Source organism: Klebsiella sp. R390 (assembly GCF_051131745.1).
Classification (GTDB): Bacteria; Pseudomonadota; Gammaproteobacteria; order Enterobacterales; family Enterobacteriaceae; genus Klebsiella.
Window position 1 is genome coordinate 4,279,085 of sequence record NZ_CP180445.1, and the last position, 24,823, is coordinate 4,303,907.

Sequence of the window (24,823 nt, forward strand, 5' to 3'; positions counted from 1 at the left end):
TTGATCTTCGGTGTTACCTTGATTCACGAAATCGTTTCACCTGCGCTAATTATAAAAGCGAGTAAAGTAAGGCTCAAATCCGATGAAAAGAAAGATGGCCGTACCCAGCTCACCGGCGGTTGGTTCGAATACACCTCGGACCAACACCCGCCATGAGCAAGAGACGGATGTACTGTTGATTGGCGGCGGCATCATGAGCGCCACGTTGGGAACCTGGCTGCAGGAGCTTGAGCCGGACTGGTCTATTACCATGGTCGAGCAGATGTCCAGCGTCGCTGAAGAGAGCTCGAACGGCTGGAATAATGCGGGTACAGGTCATGCGGCGCTGATGGAGCTGAACTACACGCCACAAACAGCCAGTGGGATTAACATCGACAAAGCGGTCGATATCAACGAATCCTTCCATATTTCTCGTCAGTTTTGGGCGCACCAGGTGACCCGCGGCATACTCAGTAAGCCGAAATCATTTATTAACAGCGTGCCGCACATGAGCTTTGTGTGGGGCGAAGACAATGTCAATTTCCTGCGCGCGCGTTACGCGGCGCTGCAGCAGAGCGAACTGTTCCGCGGTATTCGCTATTCTGAAGATCATCAACAGGTTAAAGCCTGGGCACCGCTGGTGATGGAAGGGCGCGATCCGCAGCAAAAAGTGGCCGCCACCCGCACTGAAGTCGGTACCGACGTTAACTACGGGGAAATCACCCGCCAGCTGATTGCCGGGCTGCAGACGCACGATAACTTCTCCTTGCAGCTGGGCACCGTTGTGCGCCGCTTTAAGCGCAACGCCGATAAGAGCTGGACGGTGACGCTGGCGGATGCCGACAATCGCCGTCAAAAGCGGGTCATTAAAGCCAAATTTATCTTTATCGGTGCCGGCGGTGCAGCGCTGACGCTGCTGCAGGAAACCGGTATTCCTCAGGCGAAAGAGTACGCCGGCTTCCCGGTGGGCGGCCAGTTCCTGGTCTGCGAAAATCCGGAAGTGGTTAACCACCATCTGGCTAAAGTCTATGGTCAGGCAGAAGTCGGGGCGCCGCCTATGTCGGTGCCGCATATTGATACCCGTATTATTGATGGTAAGCGCGTCGTGTTGTTTGGACCGTTCGCCACCTTCTCAACCCGCTTCCTGAAAAACGGTTCGCTGTGGGATCTGCTGGCATCAACCAATACCTCGAATATTCTGCCGATGCTGAATGTCGGTCTGGATAACTTCGATCTGGTGAAATACCTGATTAGCCAGGTGATGCAGAAAGATAACGATCGCCACGAAGCGCTGCGTGAATACTATCCCGAAGCGCGCAAAGAGGACTGGCGTTTGTGGCAGGCGGGTCAACGCGTGCAGATTATCAAACGTAACGGCAAGAAGGGCGTACTGCGCCTGGGCACCGAAGTGGTCAGCGATGATGATGGTACCGTTGCTGCTCTGCTGGGGGCATCGCCTGGTGCATCTACCGCGGCGCCGATCATGCTGCAGCTGATGGAGACGGTCTTTAAAGAGAAGGTCCAGTCGGCGGCCTGGCAGGCTAAGCTGAAAGAGATTGTTCCCTCCTACGGTATGCGTCTGGATGGCAATCCCGCGGCAATTGAGCAGGCGCTGGCATGGACCAGTGAAGTGTTACAGCTGCACTATGAGCCAGTGACGGCAGCCGACGAGGTGCCAGAAGCAACGCTGAAACCGCTGTCTGGTGATAAGCCGATGGCAGATATCGCCCTCTAAGAAAAGCAACCCGGCGGCGCCTGCTGCCGGGCTTTTAGTGCCCGAGCTTAGCGCTCGACGGCATTACCGGTTGTTTCTTCTGCTTTCCAGATCCGGTATTTCACTTCAACGTTCGCCGGGGTATAAACCACAATCGGCAGCTTGCTGTTGTAACGCAGCATTGCAGCATCGCCTAATCCGGCAGCGACAAATTTCTTCTCTTTTTTGCCGTCAGGGCAGGCCATCATCGTCGAAATTGGTGAGGTCACTTTATCAAATACGTAGTAATCGTAGCCCCAGCCTTCCAGCGTTTTGCTTTCCAGATGACCACCCAGACGATGGCGGTTGCAGTCAACTTCCAGAGTCTGACCAATCATCAGCTCAACTTTATATGCCGATTCGTCTGCCTGCTGCGGCAGCTGAATCACCTGGCGCTTCATGCCTTGTTCTGCTTTCGGGTACGGCGCAACCTTTTCCAGAGGCTGCTCAGCGGCCAGCGCACCGGTAGACACACAGGCGATAGCCAGCAGGGAAACGGCAAGTGTAGAGATTTTTTTCACGATTCATGATCCTTTATCATCGAGTTTTAACGGCAGAAGACTAGCACTCTTTTGCTGACTGGTAAGAATTATTTACCAATATTTTAATTCTACGTAGTTATATGTACTGGTTTGTAGGATTTTTCTGAATGTAGTTTCTGTTTGTTGGTCAGGTGTTCGATGTAATCTGCTGAGCACCGCTTTTAGGTTCACCGGGGGAGGCTAAACCTCCCCCCGGGATTACTCCTCCCGGCTGATTTTCCCTTCTTCGATAAACTCTTCATCAAGCTCATCGGTGTTGCCGGCATGCTCACGGCCTGACAGCAGGTTCCAGCAGGCGATAAACAGGGCGGCGATCAGCGGGCCAATGACAAAACCATTAATACCATAAATTTCCATGCCGCCGAGGGTGGCTATCAGGATCAGGTAGTCCGGCATTTTAGTGTCTTTGCCCACCAACAGCGGGCGCAGAATATTGTCGACCAGGCCGATGACAATCACGAAGAAACCGACAATGAAGAGGCCTTGCCACAGCTGGTCGGTGGCGAACAGGAAAATAGCCGCGGGCACCCAGACGATGGCGGAGCCAACGGCCGGAATCAGTGACAGGAACGCCATGATCGCTCCCCACAAAATGCTGCCGTCGATACCCGCGACATAAAAAGCAAAACCGCCCAGGATGCCCTGAGCAAGCGCGACCGCGGCGGTTCCCTTGACGGTTGCCCGTGATACGGCGGCAAACTTGGCAAACAGATGATGCTTAACGTAGTTAGACAGCGGCAGCGCTTCAAGGATCGTCAGGACCAGATAGGGGCCATCTTTGAGCAGGAAAAACATCAGGTACAGCATAATACCGAAGCTAACGGTAAAGCCGAAGGTCCCTTTACCAATCAAAAATGCGCTGCCGGCGAGATACTGCCCCCCTTTAAGGACAGCGTCGGAGAGTTGGCTCTGTATCTGCTGGGCGCTGTCGAGGTTATGCTCGGAGAGGAAACTTCTGGCCCACCCTGGTAGATGAGCAATCAGGTTTGCCACGACGGTCGGAAACTGGGTGTCATTATGCTGAAGTTTGGTGTACACCACGTTTAGCTCGATCGCCAGCGAGGAGATGATGATCGCCAGCGGGGTAAAGACAATCAGGCAAATGATGGCGACGGTCAGCAACGATGCCAGACCGTTGCGTTCACCGAGGCGGCTGCGTATCTTGTTTTTAACCGGGTTGAAAATAACTGACAGGATCGCGGCCCATAAGATAGCCGAGTAATAGGGTGAAAGAACATCAAAAAAGGCGAGGCTAACCACAAGCAAAATCAGGATAAAAAATCCTTTCGTAAGCCCATTTACTCTCATAGTAATCATCCAGATGGCAGGCAAGTACGAGGAATAATAGAAGTTATTCCTCGATTTACAATCGGTAAAGTCGCCATTTCTTCGACACCAGACAGGAGACGGCGGGTCTGCGGGCATCATCGGTATCAGGACAGGGCACCGGTAGTGAATATCTGGGCGATAGTTATCTGGCCAACAGGATGAAAAGTTTGAAAACTCAAAAAGGCAGGAAGTGACTTGTCTGTCGTGCGTGAGTAACGCAGAGTACAGATAAAGAAAAAGGGCTAACCTTTCGATTAACCCTTTGACTTATCTGAGAATTTGGTCGGCACGAGAGGATTTGAACCTCCGACCCCCGACACCCCATGACGGTGCGCTACCAGGCTGCGCTACGTGCCGACTTGATTTCTAACAGATTTACACTGTTATGTTGGAGCTATCCTAGTGTGCTTGTGCTTGCCCGTCAACATACAACAAGCGGCTAAGTGTCTGACTGCTCATCTAATGAGCTATCAAGTCATATGATTACATTCAATAAGTTATGTAGATGTGGTTGCAGCAGTCCCTAGGAGTTAGAAATAGGTGGTGCAAGTAAGGCAGCAAGTGGGCTAGGAGTTGAAAATAGGTTACGCAAGTAGCACAGCTCCTGCCTGCCTGCGTCTGCGACGTCCCCCATCGGGGTAGCTGACAAGAGCTAGCAGGAAGCTTGTAGGTACTATTTATTGCGATTATTTATATGGCTGGCGTCCTATCTGCATACTCAGGGAATAGATAAGCTAGGTGAGTAGTAATGCAAGCAAGTAGAAACTCGGGCGCTCTGCTGGTTGGTTAGTAGCAATGATGTTAAGTAGCACGAAGCTGTCTTTCCTATGTTTAGGTATGATGATGGCTTGTAGTTTATAGGTATGCTTTAGCGCTACATGTTAATACTGTCTGTTCTGTGTAGCGTTTAAGCTTATTGACAACCCTAATGCTACATCTTATTATCCTACATTCAAACGCTACACTTACGTTTATGGGATGATAGACAATGACTACCCGTGTATACGCTTACCTTCGAGCTTCTACCAAAGAACAAGATGCTAATCGTGCTTCTGAGGCTGTTTACGCTTTCGCCGCTGATAAAGGCTTAAAGGTCTCTACTGCGTTTATAGAGAATGAAAGCGGGGCAAGCCTCAAACGTCCTGAGTTGTTCCGTCTTCTGGAAGTTGCTCAAGAGGGTGATATTCTGCTGGTGGAGCAGGTAGACCGCTTAAGCCGCTTAAACTCTGAGGACTGGCAGAAGCTCAGAGGAACAATACAAGCTAAGGGGATACGTGTTGTTGCCTTAGATTTGCCTACATCACATATGCTTATTCAGACAGGTGATGAGTTCACCAGCCGCATGTTGGATGCAGTCAACGGCATGATGTTAGATATGCTGGCTGCTATAGCTCGCAAGGATTATGAGGATAGAAAGCGCCGTCAGGCTGAGGGCATTAAAGCAGCTAAAGAGTCAGGCGCTTACAAGGGGCGTCAGGTTAATCATAAGCTCCACGAGCAGGTGAAAGCCCTGTATGCAGCAGGTAAGAACAAGAGTGAGATTCATAGGCTCACAGGAGCTGCCAGAACTACTATTAACACAATCCTATCAGCCCCTTCAGACTGATTTACAGCATCTTCAAGTTACCTGCCTAAGTTGCGGGATTATGGGAGTCTTTATTGACTCCCATTATTTTTCAATCGTTCGCACTCGAACAATTGATGTGCTGGTAGGGAATCAGATTGCTGAGGGCTAACAGGAGCTATTCTTAGCGGTTCACACTTAAAGCCAGTGCAACACACAGATAGTTCTAACTAAAGCCGCTCGTGGCTGATTTAGCGCCTAATTTCTCACAGCAACTCGGTTACCCAGATAATTTATTTTGCTTGAAACAGGTGGCTATATATCTATTCACTATAGTGATTATTTAGTCAAGATAAATGAATATGCATTCATATGTATCTGTCTGTTTTCCTTACCGCTTTTAAAGGCTTACGAGTGCTCAAGCGGATAATTCTCTGCTCCTGTAGCTGTGTATGGCTGACTTTGTTCTATCCGGTGCAATGGTATCTCTCAGTAATATGATGTGACTGACGGGCTTTTACAGGCGCTCCTGTTTGATTTCTGCAATGGTAAGCCTCACCAGTTTTCCTAGATTTCGCGTAGCAGCACCATTATTGCTCAATAAAGTTACGTAATAAGAGAAGGTAATCATATCTAATCTGGCTGGTTGGGTTATTCGACCAATCAGGTGAGTGTGATGGGGGCTTCCCCAGATAGCTTGTCTCCTGTAAGAGACAAATCCCTCCTTGTTGAGATTTATTCTCATTTACATAAATTAAAATAAATCATATAAATCAATGAATTACTTTGCTGTTGAGTTAAGTTACACAATAGAAGCAATCTCAATAAGCTTTAGTAAGTACAGTAGCTTTAGTAAGTACAGTAGCTACTAGCAATCTTAAGAAGCTCTATATAGCTCTCTCTCTCTTTTCTCTTTAAGAGAGAAAAGGGAAATATATCTGGTAGTAATAAAGACTCCATTATTTAAAACCCCTGTAAGCAATTAAGTTACACAATAGATATACATAAACAAAACGGAGGTTTCAGATGATTAAAAAGGCTTTAATTCCTGGGTTTGCTGGGAGATACATGGTAAGTGAGGATGGAAAGGTATATGACCTTAAGCGTAATAAAGTATTAAAAACTCATTACAATATCCGAAAAACTTTATCAGTAAAACTAAGTAGGCCAGAAGGTGGTCAAACTACCAAAACACTAACAGGGCTTATTGGCGCTGCTTTTGTTGATAATCCTAAGGGTTATAAATTTACTAAGCTTAAGTGCGCATCACTTGGTTACCATGCAGATAATATTGTATTCGTTGTAAATCAAGATTCCCCAGTATCTATGAATGCGTAAATTTTCAGGTTGTACCCATCCTCTAAAAGCAAAAGGTGAGTTAAACCTAAATAACATTAGGCAGCTTGCAGAGGGTAATGATAACGATGATTACGCATCTTCGATACTTACAGATAGTTTAGATGAGTATAAGACATTCGAAGTCACACGAGACGATACAGATTAACTAGACGGCATCGCCAATGCCATAACTCAACCGCTTTATATCAGCGTCTTCCAGTTCCTTGTTACCGCCAGTGTATGGCAGGTTGAGGGTAATAATGGAGGGCGGCTGGTAAGGCGCTAATATAAGGTATAAATACACTATGACTACAAAGAGCAACACTACTGTTATTACAAGCAGCATGATTAAACTTCTTGTTTCAACTAACCGGAAACAATTAGTTGAGGGCAATCTTAAGGATGTAGACAGTTATACAGCAGCAGCAAGCATGCTTCCTCTGGAGGTGTGGGCTTATGAAGACGATTCTTTTAATAAGCTACGTAATGAAGTAGACCTGATTCAAAAGATAGGAAAGAGTAGTTACGACAAAGATTTCCTCCCATCACTGAAGGGGTACACCTGCTTTGCTCAATATATTATAGATTGCTGGAATACGCTATCTTCTATGAAAGGTTACAACAAAGCTAAAGTTTTGTCTGATGTAGTGGATAATAATATCATTTGGCTTATGGTTCGGTATTGTGAGTTGCCTAAGTTAGTTGAGGCAATAGCTTCTCATAAATTCCGGGATACAACAGATATTCAAAAGTTGAATGAGCTTGTATTACCATCATCTGAAAGACGACTAAAGGTTATTACAGCTTTGAGAGAAGCTAAAGGCTATCGTGATTTAATTAAAGTTACTCATGCGCTTGTGTTATCTGATGAAGAGCTATCAACCAACTTTGAGCAACTAACCAAAATTGATTTATCTATTCCGTATATGGCTACATGGTCTGCATGGTTATATGATGAAGAAGGTAATCGAGTACGTAAATTGCAGGATTATAGCCAGCCTTTAACCTCTTATAATGTGCTCAATCTCATTGATTCATCGCCTAATGATGCAGTACGTTCAGCTATTCATGTAATGAACATGCAATCACTAACGAAACTCACAAATCATAAGATGATGGAATCAGATATTAAATTACAGCAGCAACTCAAAAGTGATGAAGCTAAAGCATCTATTGAAGAGAGTGAGCGTAAGGCTGTTATCACTAAGAAAGTCGGTGATGGTGTTGCAACTTATGATGAACTTCAAGAATATTTATCATGGTGATTAATAAGCTGAAAACTCAAGAGGTGCAGGATTACTGCATCTCTCACTTTAAATTAGCACCAGAGTTGCCAAGCGGCCTACGTTGGATTAAAGCACCTTCAGTGAGTCACCAGCGCCTAATTGGTAACATGGCAGGAACCAGAACAGCTAAGGGTTATTACCGTGTAAGCGTATTAGGTAAGCGCTTTATGGCACATCAGATAGTTTATGCCCTAGTGCATGGTTTTAAGCTGGTGGCTGACGTCAGGAAAGATAAGGCGTTAAGCTTTGATCATATAGATAGGGTGAAACATAACAATCACCCTTTTAATATCAGAATTGCTGACTGGAGCACACAGAACAGGAACAGGGCTACCCAAGCTTAAGGGCTAAGGTAGTAGGGGATAGGTGGGTATAACGCTGTAGCATTCTCATATCTTTATGCCCGCTAATCGCTGCTACCTCTATTGCCTGTAGGCCAATTTCAAAGAAGCGAGTGCAAGCATAGTGCCGCATAGAATGGAAAACCCAGTCAAAGCCACCGATGCTATCAGCTGCTTCTCTGAATGTGCGAGAAACTCTGTAAGGAGATAGCTGGAACAATCTGGCCGTAACCCCGCCCCTGCATCTGGACAGTGCCTCTGCAAGTAGCTGACATGCCTTTGTGCTCAAGGGAATGACCCTTGATGAGCCATTCTTTGATTCATTAATTCTCAGACATCTACCAGAAAGGTTTACATCCTTTACCATAAGTCTAAGGATTTCGCCTCTTCTCATTCCTGTTTCAGCTGCAAGGGCTGCTACTGGCCTTGTGTCTTCTGGCATGATTGATAGTAGCTTTTCAAGTTGCTGTCGGTCAGGGATGGCCTCTCTAGGTTTACCATTAGCGGGAAGCCTTACATGGCTGAATAAGTCAGGTAGTGACATTTGCTTATCTTTTCGCAAGAAGTTAATCACCCGTTGTAAATAAGCTAGGTCAGCTCGGGCTGTTCCTTCTGAAACTAGTGATAGGCGTTTATCTTTATAAGCCTGAATCATCGAAGGTGATAGGTCTGCTAGATGTACAACCCCTAGGGCTTTTCTTAGAGCCTCTGCTCTGTATCTATCAGAGGTCATGTAAGACTTAAGAAATTGACCCTTTTCATTAACATATAAATCTATGGCATCAGATAGGGTTTGCTTCATCCAGTCATTGTCTGAGCCAATAAGTTCTATGTCTTGTAGGCGTTGCTCTGCGCTGATAGCCCAAGTAAGAGCATCTCTTCTTTTAGCAAATGTTTTGTATTGAGTAGGGTAGCCTTGTTTTCTGACTATCGCTTGATACTTACCGGAAGGGAGTTTTCTTAAAGTTGGCATTAGTTATGCTCCTAAAGTGGTGTGCTTAGGGACATAACAGTGCGGATACTTGATATTACTATGATAGAAATGTTACGACGACTTCATAGGGTTAAAACCCCATGACGGTGCGCTACCAGGCTGCGCTACGTGCCGACGCGATATCTACAGATTGATGCTATAAAGCAGGAGCTATCCTAGTGTGCTTATGCTTGCCAGTCAACAGCATACGGCCAGTCGGTGGTTTAATTGCTTATCTAATGAGCTATTTGCGATGGCAACGCAATCGTCGGTTCACCTACGTTTTGGCTGCAGGTTCTCCGGGCTTCTGGTGGTGGGCATACCGCGGTTTTTACCGCCTGTACCCAGGAGATATCTGAAATAATTATCGTCAAAAATAAAGTGTTCTTGTGAGCTAGTCCGTGATGATGTTTACCATCTGGTTTTCTTTCTTATCTTGGTCATTATCAGGTAGAAATCGATTACTTTCGCGTGTTTTTTATTAATTCATCTTTATATTTACGTTTCTTTACAGTGTTAATTATCATATTGATGTCAATTAAAGCCCTGTTAACAGAGGCCATTTTGCGGTCGTGAGTTGATGCATGATAAAAATATAATTATTTGATATATAACTATATATTTACAATTCATGCCTTTTCTCTGCTCATTAATACGGATGAAATAGTTTCGCCAGAATGACCATTTCTTAAGGCTGATTATGTCAAGAAAGGTCAGCGGGGTTTACAAATGCCGGTGCTGTCAGCATGATTCAATGAGTCGGGCGGGTGTAGTACAAAAACCAACCGAAAAGCAGGTAGCACAAGTACAGGCACATCAGCTTTCCCATGATTTGATCGTCAGTTTGTCTGCCAGCCCGGGTTTACGTCATCGCGTTCTGCAGGGCCAGAGAGACACATTGAGCGTCAGTATCAATGGCTGTTCGAGGTTACAAACATGTTTATTCCAGTGTGGGGTATGTATACCGTTAGCATGCTTATATTTTTAATGTTTTGTGGTTTATATCATGGAGGTAAAAAGGAAGTTATTTTAAAGGCGAAGTATCACCATGCCGAACGAACGTTTTCCGATATCGCTCTGAATTTGTTTTCACTGGAACACGATCTTGAAAGGTATGTTGCCACAATCAAAAACTATGATCGTGAGTTACATAAATATGTTTCACAAGTTGATTGTATGTGGCGCGCCTCATCTTATGAGGAACTGAAAGAAAACTTCGATGCCCAGCTGAAAAAACAGTGGGAATCATTACACCGTAGTCTGCAGTATACGCATCAAATCGCTGAGAAAAACTCATAGTCGTGCTGCCAGAGCATATATTTAACGGTGCGAAGGTGCCTGAAACATTCTGTTTTTAGCCACTCACACGCAATTGCACCGGGTCATACACCATTACATGCGGCAGTGTCGCGATAATAACGATAATTTTTAAATGAAACGCAAAGGGTAAATGTCATGAAAAAGAAAATTCATTTGGTCCTCGCGACGGCGGTGCTGGCGACGGCTTTCCAGGCGTCGGCGATCTCTGAGCATTACCGCCAGCAGTTGGAGCGTAGCGGATGCACGCAAGTGAGCGACGGTAATGGCTGCGACATCCATAAGAGCAAAGCCGAGAACGCCAGCGCGAGCCATCACCCGACTGATGCCGTAAACAGTCGCTCGCTTAAACAGACCTTACCGGGTAAGTCGGTGGCACAGGCGACCCGGATGCTTAAAAGCGCCGGCTGGCGTCCGTCCGATGAAAATGCGTTAACGTTCTGGAACGAATCGCAACAGAAAACGCTGCGTATGAACGTGGATCCTAAAACCGATACCGTTACGGCCATCAGCGTGAAGTAACCAACGGTATCGCGGCATATTACGTTTCGCTATCACTGTGATTTATCGCCACACGATAATGCGATGTTGAATAATCATCCTGGATAACGGCCATGATTCTTATCCGTTTGCTAGCAGGCAGGAGTCAATGTACTGGCTGATTATCTGGTGATGAGGGAGTCACGCTTATTATTACTTTTTGGCTATATGGCTGCATCGCTATTATTTTCTATGCGGGTTGGTTATCCCACGCGCTGTTCAGGAAGTATTCTTTTTATATTGCTGGCAAGCGGCGGCGAACATCTTGCAAAGATAAGAATAGCCATCGGGGGAGGGCGTAGGCTCACCTTTTGCTTTTTGGCGAGGTGCGGAAAACGCTGAGGACTATTTTGGCGGTTATTTATTTCCCTTCCCCGGCGGGATAATCACCGGGGAAGGGGCGGTTAATACGCAATGCTTACTCAGTTAGCGATGAAGCGTTTTTCATCGGTGAGTATCTGCAGCAGCAGGCTGAGCTGCGGCTTACGGTTGTCAATCTTCTTACCGTCGCTGTTCCAGGTGCTGTAGGTACCGTTGTGGTTCAATACTACGGTGACGTCGTTCGAGGTGACGGCCAGCGTCTCGCTGTTGGCGGCCGTGACCCAGGCACGACGACGTGCCGGGCTAAAGAGGTCTTCGCCCTGTGAGTACTCATTGGCCGGCGTGGAGACGTGCAGCAGGCGCTGCATCAGCGTCGTCATCACATCTTTGTTGTCGGTCAGCGTCGCAATGCTCTGCGCCGGAATGCCCGGCCAATGGATCACCAGCGGTACCTGCAACTGTTCCCGCGACCAGTCAAACTGACCGTGCTGTGGGTTCAGCGGCATACCGTGGCCAGCGGTGATGATCACCACCGTATCGTCCAGTTTTCCACTCTCGCGCAGGGTGCTTAACACCCGGCCAATCTGGCTATCGACATCGCCGGCGGCACGGCTGTAGCGACGCACAAAGTTTTGCTGCTGGCTATTTTCAAGGGTAGTGCCATTCAGCGAAATCCATGAGAACCAGCGATTCTCATCCTGGGCATAGCGGTTCAGCCAGCCAATCCACTGATTTGCCGTCTGCTCATCACTTTGGGCTTTAGCGACCGGCAGGGAGAAATCAGACAGCAGTGCCTGGCGGTAAAGCGGGCTGCTGAAGCCATCAGAGGAGAACAATCCAAGCTGATAACCTTGTTGGTTAAGGGCGGTAATCAACGCCGCCGGGATGCGGGCCGACAGTACGCCATCCATATAGCCCGGCGAGATCCCATAGAACAGACCAAAAATGCCGTTATCGGTGGTATTGCCGGAGCTCATATGCTGCGTGAAGTTGACGCTCTCTTTGGCGAAACTGGCCAGTTCCGGCATGTTTTTCTCATACCGTGAGTAGTTGAGGTTATCGACGGTAATCAACAGAACGTTATAGCCGGCGCCGAGGTCGCGATAGCGCAGGCTGCTCAGCGGGTATTCGACGGAAACCGCTTCCGGCGCCCCTTGCTCGACCAGACGCCGCTGGTAATCCTGGGCATCAAGCAGACCGTGTTTCTCAAGGAAACGACGGGCCGTCATCGGATAGGAGAGCGGCAGGTTGGCCCGTTGCATGGTGATCGGGCGGTAGAAGTTAGCATCCGCCCAGATATAAATCAGGTGGCTGCTGATAAATGAAATAAAGAACAGCCAGGCGACAGGCCGGGCATAGCGACGGCGGCGCGTCAGGCTGCGTAGCTTCTGCCAGCTCCAGGTCGCAAACAGCATCTCCAGCAAGAAGATAATGGGCACGCTGATAAACATCAGCTGCCAGTCGCGCGCCATCTCATTCTGGTCGGGGTTAATGACCAGTTCCCAGACAATAGGGTTAAGATGCAGGTGGAAACGGGTGAAGACTTCGCTGTCGATCAGCAACAGCGTCATACCGATGGTCGCCAGAATGGCCGACAGGAAGCGCATTAATCGCTGAGAGACGACGATAAAGGTCAGCGGGAAGAGAATCAGTACATAGCTGGTGAAAACCAGAAAACTGAAGTGACCAACGAGACTGACGTAGGAGAAAATACGTCCACCCAGCGTCGTTGGCCAGTCGGCGACAAAAAGATAGCGGCTGCCGAGCACCATGGCCAACAACATGTTGAACAGGGCGAACCAGTGCCCCCAGCTGACCATCTGGGAGATTTTTTCTCGGTAGGGCTGACGGTGAGTCACCATATCAGTTGTTGGTTATCCTTAGTGCGCCGGGTCGTCGTTAATTGAAGACTGCAGAGCCTGGGCAAATGAGCGGGCGATAGCCTGACGTTGCGCTGGCGCGACGCTACTATTGATCAGGTTGGTCACCATATTACCTAGCACCATCAGTGAAAGGTCAACGGGGGCTTTATGTGTTTCCAGCACATTGGTCAGCTCACTGAGCAGCTGTTCAACGTGTTCATCACTATAGCGGGATAATTGCGGCATAAATTCGAAATCTGTTTGTTCGTGAAAGGGCAACATATTACCGTAGCAGCAGCTTTTTTTCCGCATTTTTTCGCCACGGCGCAAAAGGGCGCAGGATCGCGTGTCTCTGGCTGTCGAAGAGTCACGCGGCGGTTGCGTCGCCGTCCCGGCGGTGGTTGAATACCGGCCGGTCTAAAAGGAGAGTTTAACATGAGTCTGGATATCGACCAGATTGCCCTGCATCAGTTAATCAAGCGTGATGAACAAAACCTCGAGCTGGTGCTGCGTGATTCATTGCTGGAGCCCAATGCGACGGTCGTGGAAATGATGGCCGAGCTGCACCGCGTCTACAGCGCTAAAAATAAGGCCTATGGCCTGTTTAACGAAGAGAGTGAACTGGCGCAAGCCCTTCGCCTGCAGCGTCAGGGTGAAGAAGCGTTTCTGCCGTTCAGCCGTGCGGCAACCGGTCGTCTGCGTGACGAGCTGGCGAAATATCCCTTCGCAGAAGGCGGTATCGTGCTGTTCTGTCAGTACCGTTATCTGGCGGTAGAGTATCTGCTGGTGGCGGTGCTGAATAACTTAAGCAGCATGCGCGTCAACGAAGATCTGGATATCAGCTCCACCCATTATCTGGACATTAACCATGCCGATATCGTGGCGCGTATCGATTTAACCGAATGGGAAACCAATCCGGAATCGACCCGCTACCTGACCTTCCTGAAGGGCCGGGTCGGGCGCAAAGTGGCCGATTTCTTTATGGATTTCCTCGGTGCCAGCGAGGGGCTTAATGCCAAGGCGCAGAACCGCGGGCTGCTGCAGGCGATTGATGATTTTGCCTCCGATGCGCAGCTCGACAAGTCCGAGCGGCAGAACGTGCGCCAGCAGGTCTACACCTACTGCAACGAACAGTTGCAGGCGGGTGAAGAGATTGAGCTGGAGTCTTTATCGAAAGAGCTTGCCGGCGTCAGCGAGAAAACCTTCCAGGAATTTACCGCGGAACAAGGGTATGAGCTGGAAGAGAGCTTCCCGGCGGATCGCAGCACGCTGCGCCAGTTAACCAAGTTTGCCGGCAGCGGCGGCGGGTTAACGATCAACTTCGATGCCATGCTGCTGGGCGAGCGGGTGTTCTGGGATCCGGCAACGGACACCCTGACCATCAAAGGCACGCCGCCAAACCTGCGCGATCAGCTGCAGCGCCGGACCTCCGGCGGTAACTGACCGTAACCAGCCCCGGCCAGCGGCCGGGGTTGCTCACCTGCTTATGCTCTTCCTATTCCGTGCTTGTATGGATCGTGGCGATCCCGTGCTCGGTGAGCTGCGTCTGTAATACCTCATCTAGCGGGCTGTCGACAATCAGCGTACTTGCCAGGGTCAACTCGCCAATCGCGAAGGCGGATGCCGAATTGAGCTTTTCCTGTGACGCCATCACGATAGTCTCCGCCGCCCGTGCCGCCAGCGCTCGCTTGATGCCGGCCTCTTCATAATCGCCGGTGGTAAAGCCGGCACGGTGATGCACGCCGGTCACCCCCATGAAAAACAGATCGGCGTTTATGCGCGCGATACCTTCCAGCGCGCTGGCGCCTACGGTCACCACCGAATGTTTAAACAGTCTCCCGCCGATAAGAATGACCTCAATCAGCGGTCTGTCGACCAGCGCGACGGCAATCCCAGGGCTGTGAGTCACGATAGTGCAGGCTAAATCCGCAGGCAGATAGCTGACCATGTATCCGGTGGTGGTGCCACCATCGAGGATCACCACCTGACCCGGCTGGATCAGTGATGCCGCCTGCCGGGCAACGGCCTGCTTTGAGGCTGTTTGCACGTTTCTTCTTGTTTCAATTGGGGCGATCGCGGCGGAAACCGGCAGTGCACCACCGTGAACCCGCTGTAGCTTACCCTCAGCCGCCAGTTCGCGTAAGTCCCTGCGGATAGAGTCTTCTGAGACATTAAAACGTTGGCTTAACTCGCCGGACATCACCTGTTTCTCGGCGTTGAGGATCTGCAAAATCTGCTGTTTTCGTTGGCTGGCAAGCATGTTTTATCCTGCATGTTTGATCTTGTTTGTGCATTATTTTGCATGTTATGGTGCTGACTGTCACCTCATCAGGGAAAAAAAATGCAAAGTGAGATACCGCAGGTTCGTCATGTTCAGGAAACGCTGCTGTCCGATAACTGGTACACGCTAAAAAAATATACCTTTGAATTGCTGCGGCGGGATGGCCGTTGGCAGGAGCAAAGCCGTGAAGCTTACGATCGCGGCAATGGCGCCGTGATCCTGCTCTATAACCGGGCGAAGCAGACGGTGGTGCTGATCCGCCAGTTCCGCTTTCCGGTGTGGATTAACGGCCACGATGGCTTGCTGATCGAGGCGGCCGCCGGGCTGCTGGATAATGCCTCACCAGAAGAGCGTATTATCGCCGAAGCGCAAGAGGAGACCGGTTTTCGCGTCACGCGGATCGAGCCGGTGTTTACCGCCTACATGAGCCCGGGCTCGGTCACCGAGAAGCTCTTTTTTTTCATTGCCGAATACACGGCAGACGATCGCTGCGGCGAAGGAGGAGGGTTGGCGGCGGAAGGGGAAGATATCGAAGTGCTGGAATGGCCGTTAGACCAGGCGTTACAGGCGATCCGCGATGGCATTATCGTGGATGCGAAAACCATCATGCTGCTGCAACATCTGGCGCTGAATGCCGGAACATTGCTGGCAGTGGAGCAGGGTAATACGTGATAAAACAAAACGCCCCGGACCTTGCGGACCGGGGCGTTTGCCACTCAACTTAATTGTCGGCGATTAAGCGCGAACGAAGTCGATGTGAGTCAGTTTCGGCTTGAACGGGTGACGCTGAACAGCCTGAACTTTTACTTTTTCTTCTTTGCCATCGATAACGATGGTCAGAACTTCACCGTAGAACTCAGCTTTGCTCTGAACGTTCCACACTTTGTCCTGGTCCAGCTCGATTGCTACCGGAGTAGCTTCGCCGCCATAAATGATGGCCGGGAATTTGTTAGCTGCACGCAGGCGGCGGCTCGCACCCTTACCCTGCTCTTTACGTACTTCTGCGTCGATAGTAAACATTGATGTCTCTCTATATTTAAATCCTGCTACAGGCGACCCAGCAGCAGGCAGATGATCTGCTTTGCGAATGCAAAAGCGGGCGGCATTATATCCACCTATGGCGCTAACGGCAATGAAAACCTCAGTCGCAAAGCGGATTAGCGCAGTTCGCCGGCCCGGCGGAAACGGCCCTGATAGTCGAAGACTTTTTCCCGTACCTGCCAGTATTGCCCTTTCATGCGGGCGACCACGAAGTCCGGATGGCGCAGCAGTGGCTGCTGGGCGAGAATATCGGCAGGCGTTATCCAGCGCAGCGGAATACCCGGCGTGCGGGTATGCGGGCGGATAAACAACTGCTCAAACGCGGTTCGCTGGGCGGGGGTTTGCAGGCGGAAGCGTTCGCTGACGTCGGCACCGTCTTCATCGTAATAGGTGATTTTCAGCCACGGACCTTTGTCGTCGGCGCCGTGCTGCAGGTCCATACCGCTACAGCGTAAGACCAGCGCGTCTTTAAGCTTCAGCGCCGCCTTCAGCATATCGTCGGGATCAACCAGGATCGTGTCGCACTCGCGGCAGCGGCGGGCGGCAATGTCATTCTCCGCATTACATTGCGGGCAGTTTTTAAAGCGAAAGCGAAAATCACACTGCTCACGATGGCCTTCATCATCGTCAAACCAACCCTGGCAGCGACGGCCAAAATGTTCGATCAGCGTACCGTCGGCGGCGGTTTTTCCCCAGAAAGTATTGGCGAAACCGCAGGCCGGACAGAAGACCTGCACCGGAACGTTATCGCTTTTGCCTTTTGGCGTGCCGACTTCCGGTGCGTAGAGGTCATGGGGGTTTCCGGCATAATCGAGGATGAGACAGTCGGTTTTACCCGGAGCCAGGCGCAGCCCACGGCCAACAATCTGCTGATACAGGCTCACCGATTCGGTAGGGCGCAGAATGGCGATCAGATCGACATGCGGTGCATCAAACCCGGTGGTGAGGACCGCCACGTTGACCAGATAGCGGTACTCCTGCGCCTTAAACGCCTCGATAATGCGATCGCGCTGCGGGCCCGGCGTCTCACCGGTAATCAGCTCCGCTTCACCAGCGGGCAGCAGGCCGGTAATTTCCCGCGCATGTTCGACGGTGGAGGCGAAAATCATCACCCCTTTACGCGTTTGGGCAAACTCCACGATCTGGCTGATAATGTGCGGCGTAATGCGCTGCTGTTTTTTTAGCTCGAGGTTGAGGTCTGCTTCACTAAACAGACCGTTACTCTGCGGCAGCAGGCGGCTGAAATCATACTGCACCACCGGCATATCCAGGCGTTCCGGGGGCGTCAAAAAACCGTGCTTAATCATGTAACGCAACGGTAGCTCGTAGATACAGTCGCGAAACAGCGCCTTTTCGTCACCGCGCACCATGCCATGATAATGAAACTGGTAGATCCAGCCTTTGCCGAGCCGGAACGGCGTGGCGGTCAGCCCGAGCAGGCGTAGCTGCGGGTTAACCTGCTGCAAATGGCTGATAATTTGCTGGTACTGGCTGTCGTCGTCATCGCTGATGCGGTGGCATTCATCGACAATCAGCAGAGAAAATTCACTCTGAAAGCTATCGAGGTTGCGGGCCACCGATTGCACGCTGCCGAAGACCACTTTGCCGTGACTCTCTTTACGTTTCAGGCCGGCAGCAAAAATATCCGCCTCCAGCCCGAGGGCACAGTATTTGGCGTGGTTTTGCGCCACCAGCTCTTTGACGTGCGCCAGCACCAGCACGCGACCCCGCGCCAGGCGCGCCAGTTCGGCGATAACCAGGCTTTTGCCGGCGCCGGTTGGCAGGACGATGGCGGCAGGTTCATGGTGGCGACGAAACCAGGCTAGCGTGGCGTCGACCGCCTCTTTTTGATAGGGGCGTAGTGTAAAAGTCATGGTGTTTCGGGCGTTAATCAATTGGCAAAGAGGAGTCGCCGACAGTATGCCACGAATTTTTTCCCTTGAGTGGCGTTAAGAGCCCGTTATACTAGCCAGTGAATTTCTTCTTTTTCGGGCGTTTGCCCGCTCCAGCATTATTACAGGCTAAAAAAATCTCATGCGACTTGATAAGTTTATCGCTCAGCAACTTGGCGTCAGTCGGGCTATTGCCGGGCGTGAAATCCGCAGCAGCCGCGTTCTTGTGGATGGCGAGATCGTCAAAGATGCGTCGTTCAAGCTCCTGCCGGAGCACGACGTGGAATTTGACGGTAACACCCTGACTCAGCAGAACGGCCCGCGCTACTTTATGCTCAACAAGCCGCAGGGATACGTCTGCTCCACGGATGACCCCGATCATCCTACGGTCCTCTATTTCCTCGATGTTCCGGTGGCGTACAAGCTGCATGCCGCCGGTCGGCTGGATATCGATACTACCGGGCTGGTGCTGATGACCGACGACGGGCAGTGGTCCCATCGCATTACTTCTCCGCGTCACCACTGTGAGAAAACCTATCTGGTGCAGCTGGAAAACCCGGTGGATGACCAGACGGCGGAGCAGTTTGCCCACGGCGTTCAGCTGCACAATGAAAAAAGCCTGACCAAGCCGGCGGTCCTGGAAGTGCTGACGCCAACGGAAGTCCGCCTGACGATCAGCGAAGGACGCTATCATCAGGTGAAAAGAATGTTCGCGGCGGTCGGTAATCGCGTGATCGGTCTGCACCGTGAACGTATCGGTGACATTATGCTGGATGAGGATCTGGAACCTGGCGAATACCGCCCGTTGACGGAAGCCGAGATCGCCAGCGTTGGCCTCCCACAAACACGGAGTAAAGCGTGACGGCAAAGCAGAATTCTTCACTGGGGATTGTGTTTATTCTTGGCCTGCTGGCCATGTTGATGCCACTGTCGATCGATATGTATCTCCCGGCGCTGCCGGTGATATCAGCACAGTTTAACGTGCCGGACGGCAGTGCGCAGATGACGCTCAGTACCTATATTCTGGGCTTCGCGCTAGGCCAGCTACTGTACGGTCCGATGGCAGACAGCATCGGTCGTAAGCCGGTGATCCTCGGGGGAACGCTGATTTTTGCCGCGGCGGCGGTGGCCTGTGCGCTATCACAGACCATCGAAATGTTGATTACCATGCGCTTTTTCCACGGCCTGGCGGCCGCGGCGGCGAGCGTGGTGATCAACGCCCTGATGCGTGACATCTACCCGAAAGAAGAGTTTTCGCGAATGATGTCATTCGTCATGCTGGTGACGACGATTGCTCCGCTGGTGGCGCCGATGGTGGGCGGTGCCGTGCTGGTGTGGTTCAGCTGGCATGCTATTTTCTGGATCCTCGCCGTGGCGGCGCTGCTGGCCTCTGCGATGATTGCTTTTTTCATCAGCGAAACGCTGCCGGTCGAACGGCGACAAAAGTTTCGTCTACGCACCACGCTGGGTAATTTCGCCACCTTGTTCCGTCATAAACGGGTGTTGAGCTATATGCTGGCGAGCGGCTTCAGTTTTGCCGGGATGTTCTCGTTCCTCAGCGCCGGTCCGTTTGTGTACATCAATATTAACCACGTTTCGCCGCAGCACTTTGGTTACTATTTTGCGCTGAATATCGTCTTCCTGTTCATCATGACCATCATTAACAGCCGCTTTGTCCGGCGGGTCGGGGCGGTGAATATGTTCCGGGCCGGGCTGTGGATCCAGTTTTTGATGGCTGTCTGGATGGTGGTCTGCGCGCTGCTCGGGGTTGGCTTCTGGGCGCTGGTGCTGGGCGTTGCGGCGTTTGTCGGCTGCGTATCGATGGTTTCATCTAACGCCATGGCGGTGATTCTCGATGAGTTTCCGCATATGGCGGGTACCGCCTCTTCGCTGGCCGGGACCTTCCGTTTTGGTATCGGGGCAATTATGGGGGCGCTGCTGTCGATGGCGACCTTTACCACCGCCTGGCCAATGCTCATTTCCATCGCGTTTTGCGCCAGCTGCTCCATCCTGTTCTATCTCTACGCCAGCCGGCGGCGAAAAACTGCTCATTAGTATTTCTTAACATTCCTTCCAGAAGGGGCGATTTCCGCCCCTTTTTTGATGCACATCAATCACGATGAGCTTCATTCTTCTGTAATTTGTTTCTTTTATGTAAAATCAATTAGTGTAAAAAGTCGCATTGTTGCGATAAAAAAGTTGTTTTAGATCACAGAAACGGGTACATATAGCCCCGATCTGTTTCCGCAGCGAAACTATAAAGTTCTGGATTATAAGTCGTTAGCCCTGGCGTGATGCAGGTGTAAACGTTTTCCATGCGGATGCAGGACTATTTGTCAACAATGTGTTAAGATTGATGTAAATTTATTGTGAAGCATTTTGCTTCCGGGGAAACTAAGTGAATACACAGCAACTCTCTATCGTACACCGTCTGCCGCAGAGCTATCGTTGGCTCGCCGGTTTTGCGGGTTCAAGAGTTGAACCGATTCCGCAAAACGGCGCGCAGAGCGAAAACAGCCTCGTCGCGTTGAAGCTGCTGAGCCCGGATGGCGAGAAGGCATGGCCGGTTATGCATAAGCTCAGCCAGGCGCTCAGTGATATCGAAGTCGATTGTTCCATCGTAGAGTGTGAAGGTGAGCCGTGCCTGTTTGTGAATCTGCAGGACGAGTTTGCGGCAACCTGTCGACTGAAAAATTTCGGCGTGGCGATCGCTGAACCTTTCTCTGGTAACAACCCATTCTGACCGTCAGCTCAGCGCCAGAAGCTGGCGGGTATATGCCTGCTGCGGAGCAGTAAACACGCGTTCGCACTCTCCTTGCTCGACAACCTCCCCATGCTTGAGCACCATCACCTGATGACATAACGTCCGCACGACGCGCAAATCGTGGCTGATAAAAATATAGGCCAGCCGGTGCTTTTGCTGTAATGCTTTCAGCAAGGCCAGAATTTGCGCTTGTACGGTCTTGTCCAGTGATGAGGTCGGTTCATCCAGCACGATAAGCTGGGGTTTCACAATCAACGCCCGGGCAATAGCAATACGCTGACGCTGGCCGCCGGAAAACTCGGCGGGGTAGCGAAAACGCGTGAGTGGATCGAGCCCGACCTCCTGCATCGCCTGTACCACCGCCTGCTCACGCGCGCTGGCGCTTAACGTTGGCTGGTGGACGCGCAGCCCTTCCTCAATAATCTGTAATATGTTCAACCGGGGATTCAGCGATGAGTTAGGGTCCTGGAAGACGATCTGCATTCGCCGACGTAACGGCAGCATCTGCCGCCGACTGCGCCCCTGTAAGGTCTCACCCGCGAAAACAATACTTCCTTCGGAGGCTATCAGACGCAGCAGCGCCAGACCGGTGGTGCTTTTCCCTGAGCCGGATTCGCCTACCAGTCCGAGCGTCTCTCCGGCCCGCAGCTGGAAGTTGAGTGCGTTGACTACCCGGTTATGATCGACCACCCGGCGCAGGAGCCCTTTGCGCACCGGGAAGGCGACGCTCAGATCGTTGGCCTGAAGCAGAAGCGGCGCGTCGGCGGACAGCGGTACCGGACGACCGGAAGGTTCGCTGTCCAGCAGACGCTGGGTATACGGATGCGCAGGGGCCGCAAACAGGGTACGGCAGTGGTTCTGTTCGACACAGCGTCCGTGCTGCATCACCGCGACGCGGTCAGCCAGCTGACGGACAATGCTTAAGTTATGGGTAATAAACAGCAGTCCCATATTGAGTTCGTTTTTCAGCTCACGCAGCAGCTGCAGAATTTGCGCCTGCACCGACACGTCCAGCGCGGTGGTTGGCTCGTCGGCAATCAACAGCTCCGGGCGGGTAAGCAGCGCCATGGCAATCATCACCCGCTGGCGTTCGCCGCCGGAAAGCTGATGCGGGTAGTCGGCCAGCCGACGCAGAGGCTGGCGGATCCCCACTCGCTCGAGACAACTGAGGATCTCTCCCCGGGCCGCTTCTTTGCGCATCCCGCGATGCAGAGACAGCACTTCATAGAGCTGTTTTTCCAGGGGGTGCAGCGGGTTGAGCGACACCATCGGCTCCTGGAAAATCATCGCAATACGGTTGCCGCGGACCTGACTCAGGGTACGTTCATCGGCGTGCAGCAGCGATTGCCCGTGAAAGCGAATGTCACCCCCAGGATAGCTGACCGGCGGAGCGGGAAGCAGACGCAGAACCGACAAGGCGGAGACGCTTTTACCGGATCCGGATTCGCCGACCAGCGCCAGGGTTTCACCGGCGGCAATCTGTAGCGAAAGGTCGCTGACGACAACGTTGGTGTGCCCTTGTTGGTGAAAGGCGATAGACAGGTGGTCGATCTCTAACAACGGCTGGGTCATGTTATACCGCCTTACCGGGATCGAAGGCGTCGCGGACGGCTTCACCAATGAAAATTAATAACGTTAGTAACACCGCCACCGACAGGAATGCGGCGATGCCCAGCCACGGCGCCTGCAGATTGTTTTTGCCTTGCAGCAGCAGTTCCCCCAGCGAAGGCGAGCCCAACGGCAGGCCGAAGCCGAGAAAATCCAGCGACGTCAGGGTGGTGATGGAGCTGCACAGGATAAACGGCAGGAAGGTCAGGGTTGCCACCAGCGCGTTGGGTAGCATATGGCGCCAGATGATATGGCGATCGCTGACCCCCAGCGCCTGGGCGGCGCGGATGTAGTCATAGTTGCGGGTACGCAGAAACTCCGCGCGCACGACGCCAACCAGCGTCATCCAGCCAAACAGCACGGTAATGGCCAGCAGCCACCAGAAACCAGGCTGTACCACGCTGGAAAGTAAAATAATCAGGAACAGGGTTGGCATCCCCGACCACACTTCAATAAATCGCTGTCCCCAGAGGTCAATCTTTCCCCCGTAGTAGCCCTGTATTGCGCCTGCCAGCACCCCCAGCACGCTGGAGAAAAAGGTCAGCATCAGGCCGAACAGCAAGGAGATCCGCGTGCCGTATAAAATCCTGGCCAGCACATCGCCGCCGTTGGCATCGGTCCCCAGCCAGTTGCGCGCGGAGGGCGGTGAAGGGAAGGGGGCGTCGGTAGCGAAGTTGATGGTGGTGGCGCCAAAATGGACCGGCGCCCAGAGGACCCAGCCGTTATCATGCAACTGGCGTTGCAGCCACGGGTCCTGATAGTCAGCGGCGGTGGCGAAAGGGCCGCCAAAGGTGGTTTCGCTGTAATTTTTGAGGGCCGGTACGTACAGGCTGCCGCGATACTGCACCAGCAGGGGGCGATCGTTGGCGATCAGTTCCGCGCAGAGGCTACAGACAAACAGCAATAAAAACAGCCACAGCGAGACGTAGCCGCGACGATGCTGGCGAAAGCGCGCCCAGCGGGCCTGATTAGCAGGGGTCAGAAAGGACATCAGCGGCCCTCAAAATCAATGCGGGGATCGACCAGCGTATAGCAGATATCGCTGACAATATTCAGCAGCAGGCCGATAAGCGTAAATATGTACAGCGTCCCGAACATCACCGGGTAATCACGGGAGACGGTCGCTTCGTAGCCCAGCAGACCCAGACCGTTGAGAGAGAACATCACCTCAATCAGCAGCGAGCCGGTAAAGAACATACTGATAAACATCGCCGGGAAGCCGGCTATCACCAGCAGCATGGCATTGCGGAACACGTGGCCCCATAGAATGCGCTTCTCACTGACCCCTTTGGCCCGGGCGGTGACGACATACTGCTTGCGGATCTCATCCAGAAAACTGTTTTTGGTCAGCATGGTCAGTGCCGCAAAACCGCCGATGACCGTTGCCAGCACCGGCAGTGTAATATGCCACAGATAATCAAGGATCTTCTGGTACCACGACAGGCTGTCGAAGTTGGCCGAAACCAGCCCGCGCAGCGGGAAGAGATCGAAATAGCTGCCGCCGGCGAAGACCACAATGAGCACAATGGCGAATAAAAACGCAGGGATGGCATAGCCAATAATCATCAGCGTGCTGCTCCAGATATCGAAGCGGCTGCCGTTATGTACCGCTTTACGGATCCCGAGCGGGATCGACACCAGATAGATAATCAGCGTGCTCCACAGGCCGAGAGTGATGGAGACCGGCAGGCTGTTTTTAATCAGCTGTAAAACCGACGCGCTGCGAAACAGGCTGTCGCCAAAATCGAAACGCAGATAATCACCGAGCATTTTCAGGTAGCGCTCGTGGAGCGGTTTATCGAAGCCGTAGCGGCGGGTAATTTCGGCAATCACCTCAGGGTCCAGGCCGCGTCCGCCGCGATAATGCCCCTCGCTGATATTGCTGACGCCAGTGCGCGCATGGCTGGCGGTCATGCCGCTTTCTCCGGCCCCCGGTAAGCCGCCGTGATTACCAAATTCGATAGCGGCAATCGCCTGATCGACCGGGCCGCCGGGGGCGATTTGCACAATAAAAAAGTTGATCGTGATGATCGCCCACAGGGTGGGGACAATCAGCAGTAACCGGCGGATCAGGTATACGCCCATCGTGATT

Annotated in this window: 23 protein-coding genes and 1 tRNA gene; 12 read left to right on the forward strand and 12 right to left on the reverse strand. The window is 51.7% G+C overall.

The window, feature by feature from the left end:
* Nucleotides 1-82 precede the first annotated feature (82 nt).
* Entirely contained in the window at nucleotides 83-1,714 is a 1,632-nt protein-coding gene (gene mqo / locus ACMYSP_RS20120) for a malate dehydrogenase (quinone) (protein ID WP_434583804.1), read from the forward strand.
* Between the two features lie 47 nt (nucleotides 1,715-1,761).
* Here mqo and eco read toward each other — a convergent pair whose 3' ends face one another.
* From eco to ACMYSP_RS20135, 3 genes are all read right to left on the reverse strand, one after another.
* Nucleotides 1,762-2,253: a serine protease inhibitor ecotin gene (gene eco, locus ACMYSP_RS20125; RefSeq protein WP_434583805.1), complete on the reverse strand. Its 492-nt coding sequence runs from the start codon at nucleotides 2,251-2,253 to the stop codon at nucleotides 1,762-1,764.
* A gap of 219 nt (nucleotides 2,254-2,472) precedes the next feature.
* The gene (locus ACMYSP_RS20130) at nucleotides 2,473-3,582 is read right to left on the reverse strand and encodes an AI-2E family transporter (protein ID WP_434583806.1); all 1,110 of its coding nucleotides are present in this window, start codon (nucleotides 3,580-3,582) and stop codon (nucleotides 2,473-2,475) included.
* 301 nt (nucleotides 3,583-3,883) lie between these two features.
* A tRNA-Pro gene (locus ACMYSP_RS20135) sits at nucleotides 3,884-3,960 on the reverse strand.
* A 631-nt stretch (nucleotides 3,961-4,591) separates the two neighbouring features.
* Here ACMYSP_RS20135 and ACMYSP_RS20140 point away from each other — a divergent pair.
* The 4 genes from ACMYSP_RS20140 to ACMYSP_RS20155 all read left to right on the forward strand — a co-directional run bounded on the left by ACMYSP_RS20140 (nucleotide 4,592) and on the right by ACMYSP_RS20155 (nucleotide 8,135).
* Entirely contained in the window at nucleotides 4,592-5,209 is a 618-nt protein-coding gene (locus ACMYSP_RS20140) for a recombinase family protein (protein ID WP_182014553.1), read from the forward strand.
* Between the two features lie 984 nt (nucleotides 5,210-6,193).
* A complete protein-coding gene (locus tag ACMYSP_RS20145) occupies nucleotides 6,194-6,505 on the forward strand; it encodes an NUMOD4 domain-containing protein (RefSeq protein WP_434583807.1) in 312 nt (103 codons plus the stop codon).
* Between the two features lie 305 nt (nucleotides 6,506-6,810).
* On the forward strand, nucleotides 6,811-7,770 hold the full coding sequence (locus ACMYSP_RS20150) for a hypothetical protein (RefSeq protein WP_434583808.1): 960 nt from the start codon (nucleotides 6,811-6,813) through the stop codon (nucleotides 7,768-7,770).
* A complete protein-coding gene (locus tag ACMYSP_RS20155) occupies nucleotides 7,764-8,135 on the forward strand; it encodes a hypothetical protein (protein WP_182014555.1) in 372 nt (123 codons plus the stop codon). The genes ACMYSP_RS20150 and ACMYSP_RS20155 overlap by 7 nt, the downstream gene beginning before the upstream one ends.
* Here ACMYSP_RS20155 and ACMYSP_RS20160 read toward each other — a convergent pair.
* On the reverse strand, nucleotides 8,122-9,105 hold the full coding sequence (locus tag ACMYSP_RS20160) for a tyrosine-type recombinase/integrase (protein ID WP_434583809.1): 984 nt from the start codon (nucleotides 9,103-9,105) through the stop codon (nucleotides 8,122-8,124). The genes ACMYSP_RS20155 and ACMYSP_RS20160 overlap by 14 nt on opposite strands.
* 936 nt (nucleotides 9,106-10,041) lie before the next feature.
* Here ACMYSP_RS20160 and ACMYSP_RS20165 point away from each other — a divergent pair.
* Together ACMYSP_RS20165 and ACMYSP_RS20170 are read left to right on the forward strand one after the other, a co-directional pair.
* Nucleotides 10,042-10,404: a hypothetical protein gene (locus ACMYSP_RS20165; RefSeq protein WP_434583810.1), complete on the forward strand. Its 363-nt coding sequence runs from the start codon at nucleotides 10,042-10,044 to the stop codon at nucleotides 10,402-10,404.
* 156 nt (nucleotides 10,405-10,560) lie between these two features.
* On the forward strand, nucleotides 10,561-10,944 hold the full coding sequence (locus tag ACMYSP_RS20170) for a hypothetical protein (protein ID WP_434583811.1): 384 nt from the start codon (nucleotides 10,561-10,563) through the stop codon (nucleotides 10,942-10,944).
* Between the two features lie 440 nt (nucleotides 10,945-11,384).
* On the opposite strand, the gene yejM is transcribed toward ACMYSP_RS20170, so the two are convergent.
* Complete coding sequence (gene yejM, locus ACMYSP_RS20175) at nucleotides 11,385-13,145, reverse strand: LPS biosynthesis-modulating metalloenzyme YejM (RefSeq protein WP_434583812.1); 1,761 nt, start codon at nucleotides 13,143-13,145, stop codon at nucleotides 11,385-11,387.
* A gap of 18 nt (nucleotides 13,146-13,163) precedes the next feature.
* Nucleotides 13,164-13,391, reverse strand: a complete 228-nt coding sequence (locus ACMYSP_RS20180; protein ID WP_015583825.1) for a YejL family protein — start codon at nucleotides 13,389-13,391, stop codon at nucleotides 13,164-13,166.
* 189 nt (nucleotides 13,392-13,580) lie between these two features.
* On the opposite strand from ACMYSP_RS20180, the gene yejK reads away from it, so the two are divergent.
* Nucleotides 13,581-14,588 (forward strand): nucleoid-associated protein YejK, encoded by a 1,008-nt coding sequence (yejK, locus tag ACMYSP_RS20185; RefSeq protein WP_123755182.1) that lies wholly within the window; start codon nucleotides 13,581-13,583, stop codon nucleotides 14,586-14,588.
* Between the two features lie 52 nt (nucleotides 14,589-14,640).
* Here the strand turns inward: yejK and ACMYSP_RS20190 are convergent, their stop codons facing one another.
* Entirely contained in the window at nucleotides 14,641-15,405 is a 765-nt protein-coding gene (locus ACMYSP_RS20190) for a DeoR/GlpR family DNA-binding transcription regulator (protein ID WP_434583813.1), read from the reverse strand.
* Between the two features lie 81 nt (nucleotides 15,406-15,486).
* On the opposite strand from ACMYSP_RS20190, the gene ACMYSP_RS20195 reads away from it, so the two are divergent.
* Nucleotides 15,487-16,098 carry an NUDIX domain-containing protein gene (locus ACMYSP_RS20195; protein ID WP_434583815.1) on the forward strand — a complete coding sequence of 204 codons (612 nt, stop codon included), beginning with the start codon at nucleotides 15,487-15,489 and terminating at the stop codon, nucleotides 16,096-16,098.
* A gap of 63 nt (nucleotides 16,099-16,161) precedes the next feature.
* Here ACMYSP_RS20195 and rplY read toward each other — a convergent pair whose 3' ends face one another.
* Together rplY and ACMYSP_RS20205 are read right to left on the reverse strand one after the other, a co-directional pair.
* A complete protein-coding gene (gene rplY, locus ACMYSP_RS20200) occupies nucleotides 16,162-16,446 on the reverse strand; it encodes a 50S ribosomal protein L25 (RefSeq protein WP_434583816.1) in 285 nt (94 codons plus the stop codon).
* Nucleotides 16,447-16,583: 137 nt separating this feature from the next.
* Nucleotides 16,584-18,341 carry a DEAD/DEAH box helicase gene (locus ACMYSP_RS20205; RefSeq protein WP_434583817.1) on the reverse strand — a complete coding sequence of 586 codons (1,758 nt, stop codon included), beginning with the start codon at nucleotides 18,339-18,341 and terminating at the stop codon, nucleotides 16,584-16,586.
* Between the two features lie 160 nt (nucleotides 18,342-18,501).
* On the opposite strand from ACMYSP_RS20205, the gene rsuA reads away from it, so the two are divergent.
* The 3 genes from rsuA (at nucleotide 18,502) to ACMYSP_RS20220 (ending at nucleotide 21,102) form a co-directional block, all read left to right on the forward strand.
* Nucleotides 18,502-19,221, forward strand: a complete 720-nt coding sequence (gene rsuA, locus ACMYSP_RS20210) for a 16S rRNA pseudouridine(516) synthase RsuA (protein ID WP_434583818.1) — start codon at nucleotides 18,502-18,504, stop codon at nucleotides 19,219-19,221.
* The gene (locus ACMYSP_RS20215) at nucleotides 19,218-20,414 is read left to right on the forward strand and encodes a Bcr/CflA family multidrug efflux MFS transporter (protein WP_434583820.1); all 1,197 of its coding nucleotides are present in this window, start codon (nucleotides 19,218-19,220) and stop codon (nucleotides 20,412-20,414) included. Before rsuA ends, ACMYSP_RS20215 begins: the two co-directional genes overlap by 4 nt.
* A gap of 343 nt (nucleotides 20,415-20,757) precedes the next feature.
* Nucleotides 20,758-21,102 (forward strand): YejG family protein, encoded by a 345-nt coding sequence (locus ACMYSP_RS20220; RefSeq protein ID WP_123755175.1) that lies wholly within the window; start codon nucleotides 20,758-20,760, stop codon nucleotides 21,100-21,102.
* Between the two features lie 3 nt (nucleotides 21,103-21,105).
* On the opposite strand, the gene yejF is transcribed toward ACMYSP_RS20220, so the two are convergent.
* The 3 genes from yejF to ACMYSP_RS20235 are packed head-to-tail and all read right to left on the reverse strand — an operon-like array spanning nucleotide 21,106 to nucleotide 24,816.
* Nucleotides 21,106-22,695, reverse strand: coding sequence for a microcin C ABC transporter ATP-binding protein YejF (gene yejF / locus ACMYSP_RS20225; RefSeq protein ID WP_434583822.1), 1,590 nt, complete (start codon nucleotides 22,693-22,695; stop codon nucleotides 21,106-21,108).
* A gap of 1 nt (nucleotide 22,696) precedes the next feature.
* On the reverse strand, nucleotides 22,697-23,722 hold the full coding sequence (locus ACMYSP_RS20230) for a microcin C ABC transporter permease (RefSeq protein WP_434583823.1): 1,026 nt from the start codon (nucleotides 23,720-23,722) through the stop codon (nucleotides 22,697-22,699).
* Complete coding sequence (locus ACMYSP_RS20235) at nucleotides 23,722-24,816, reverse strand: microcin C ABC transporter permease YejB (RefSeq protein WP_434583825.1); 1,095 nt, start codon at nucleotides 24,814-24,816, stop codon at nucleotides 23,722-23,724. Before ACMYSP_RS20235 ends, ACMYSP_RS20230 begins: the two co-directional genes overlap by 1 nt.
* Nucleotides 24,817-24,823 lie beyond the last annotated feature (7 nt).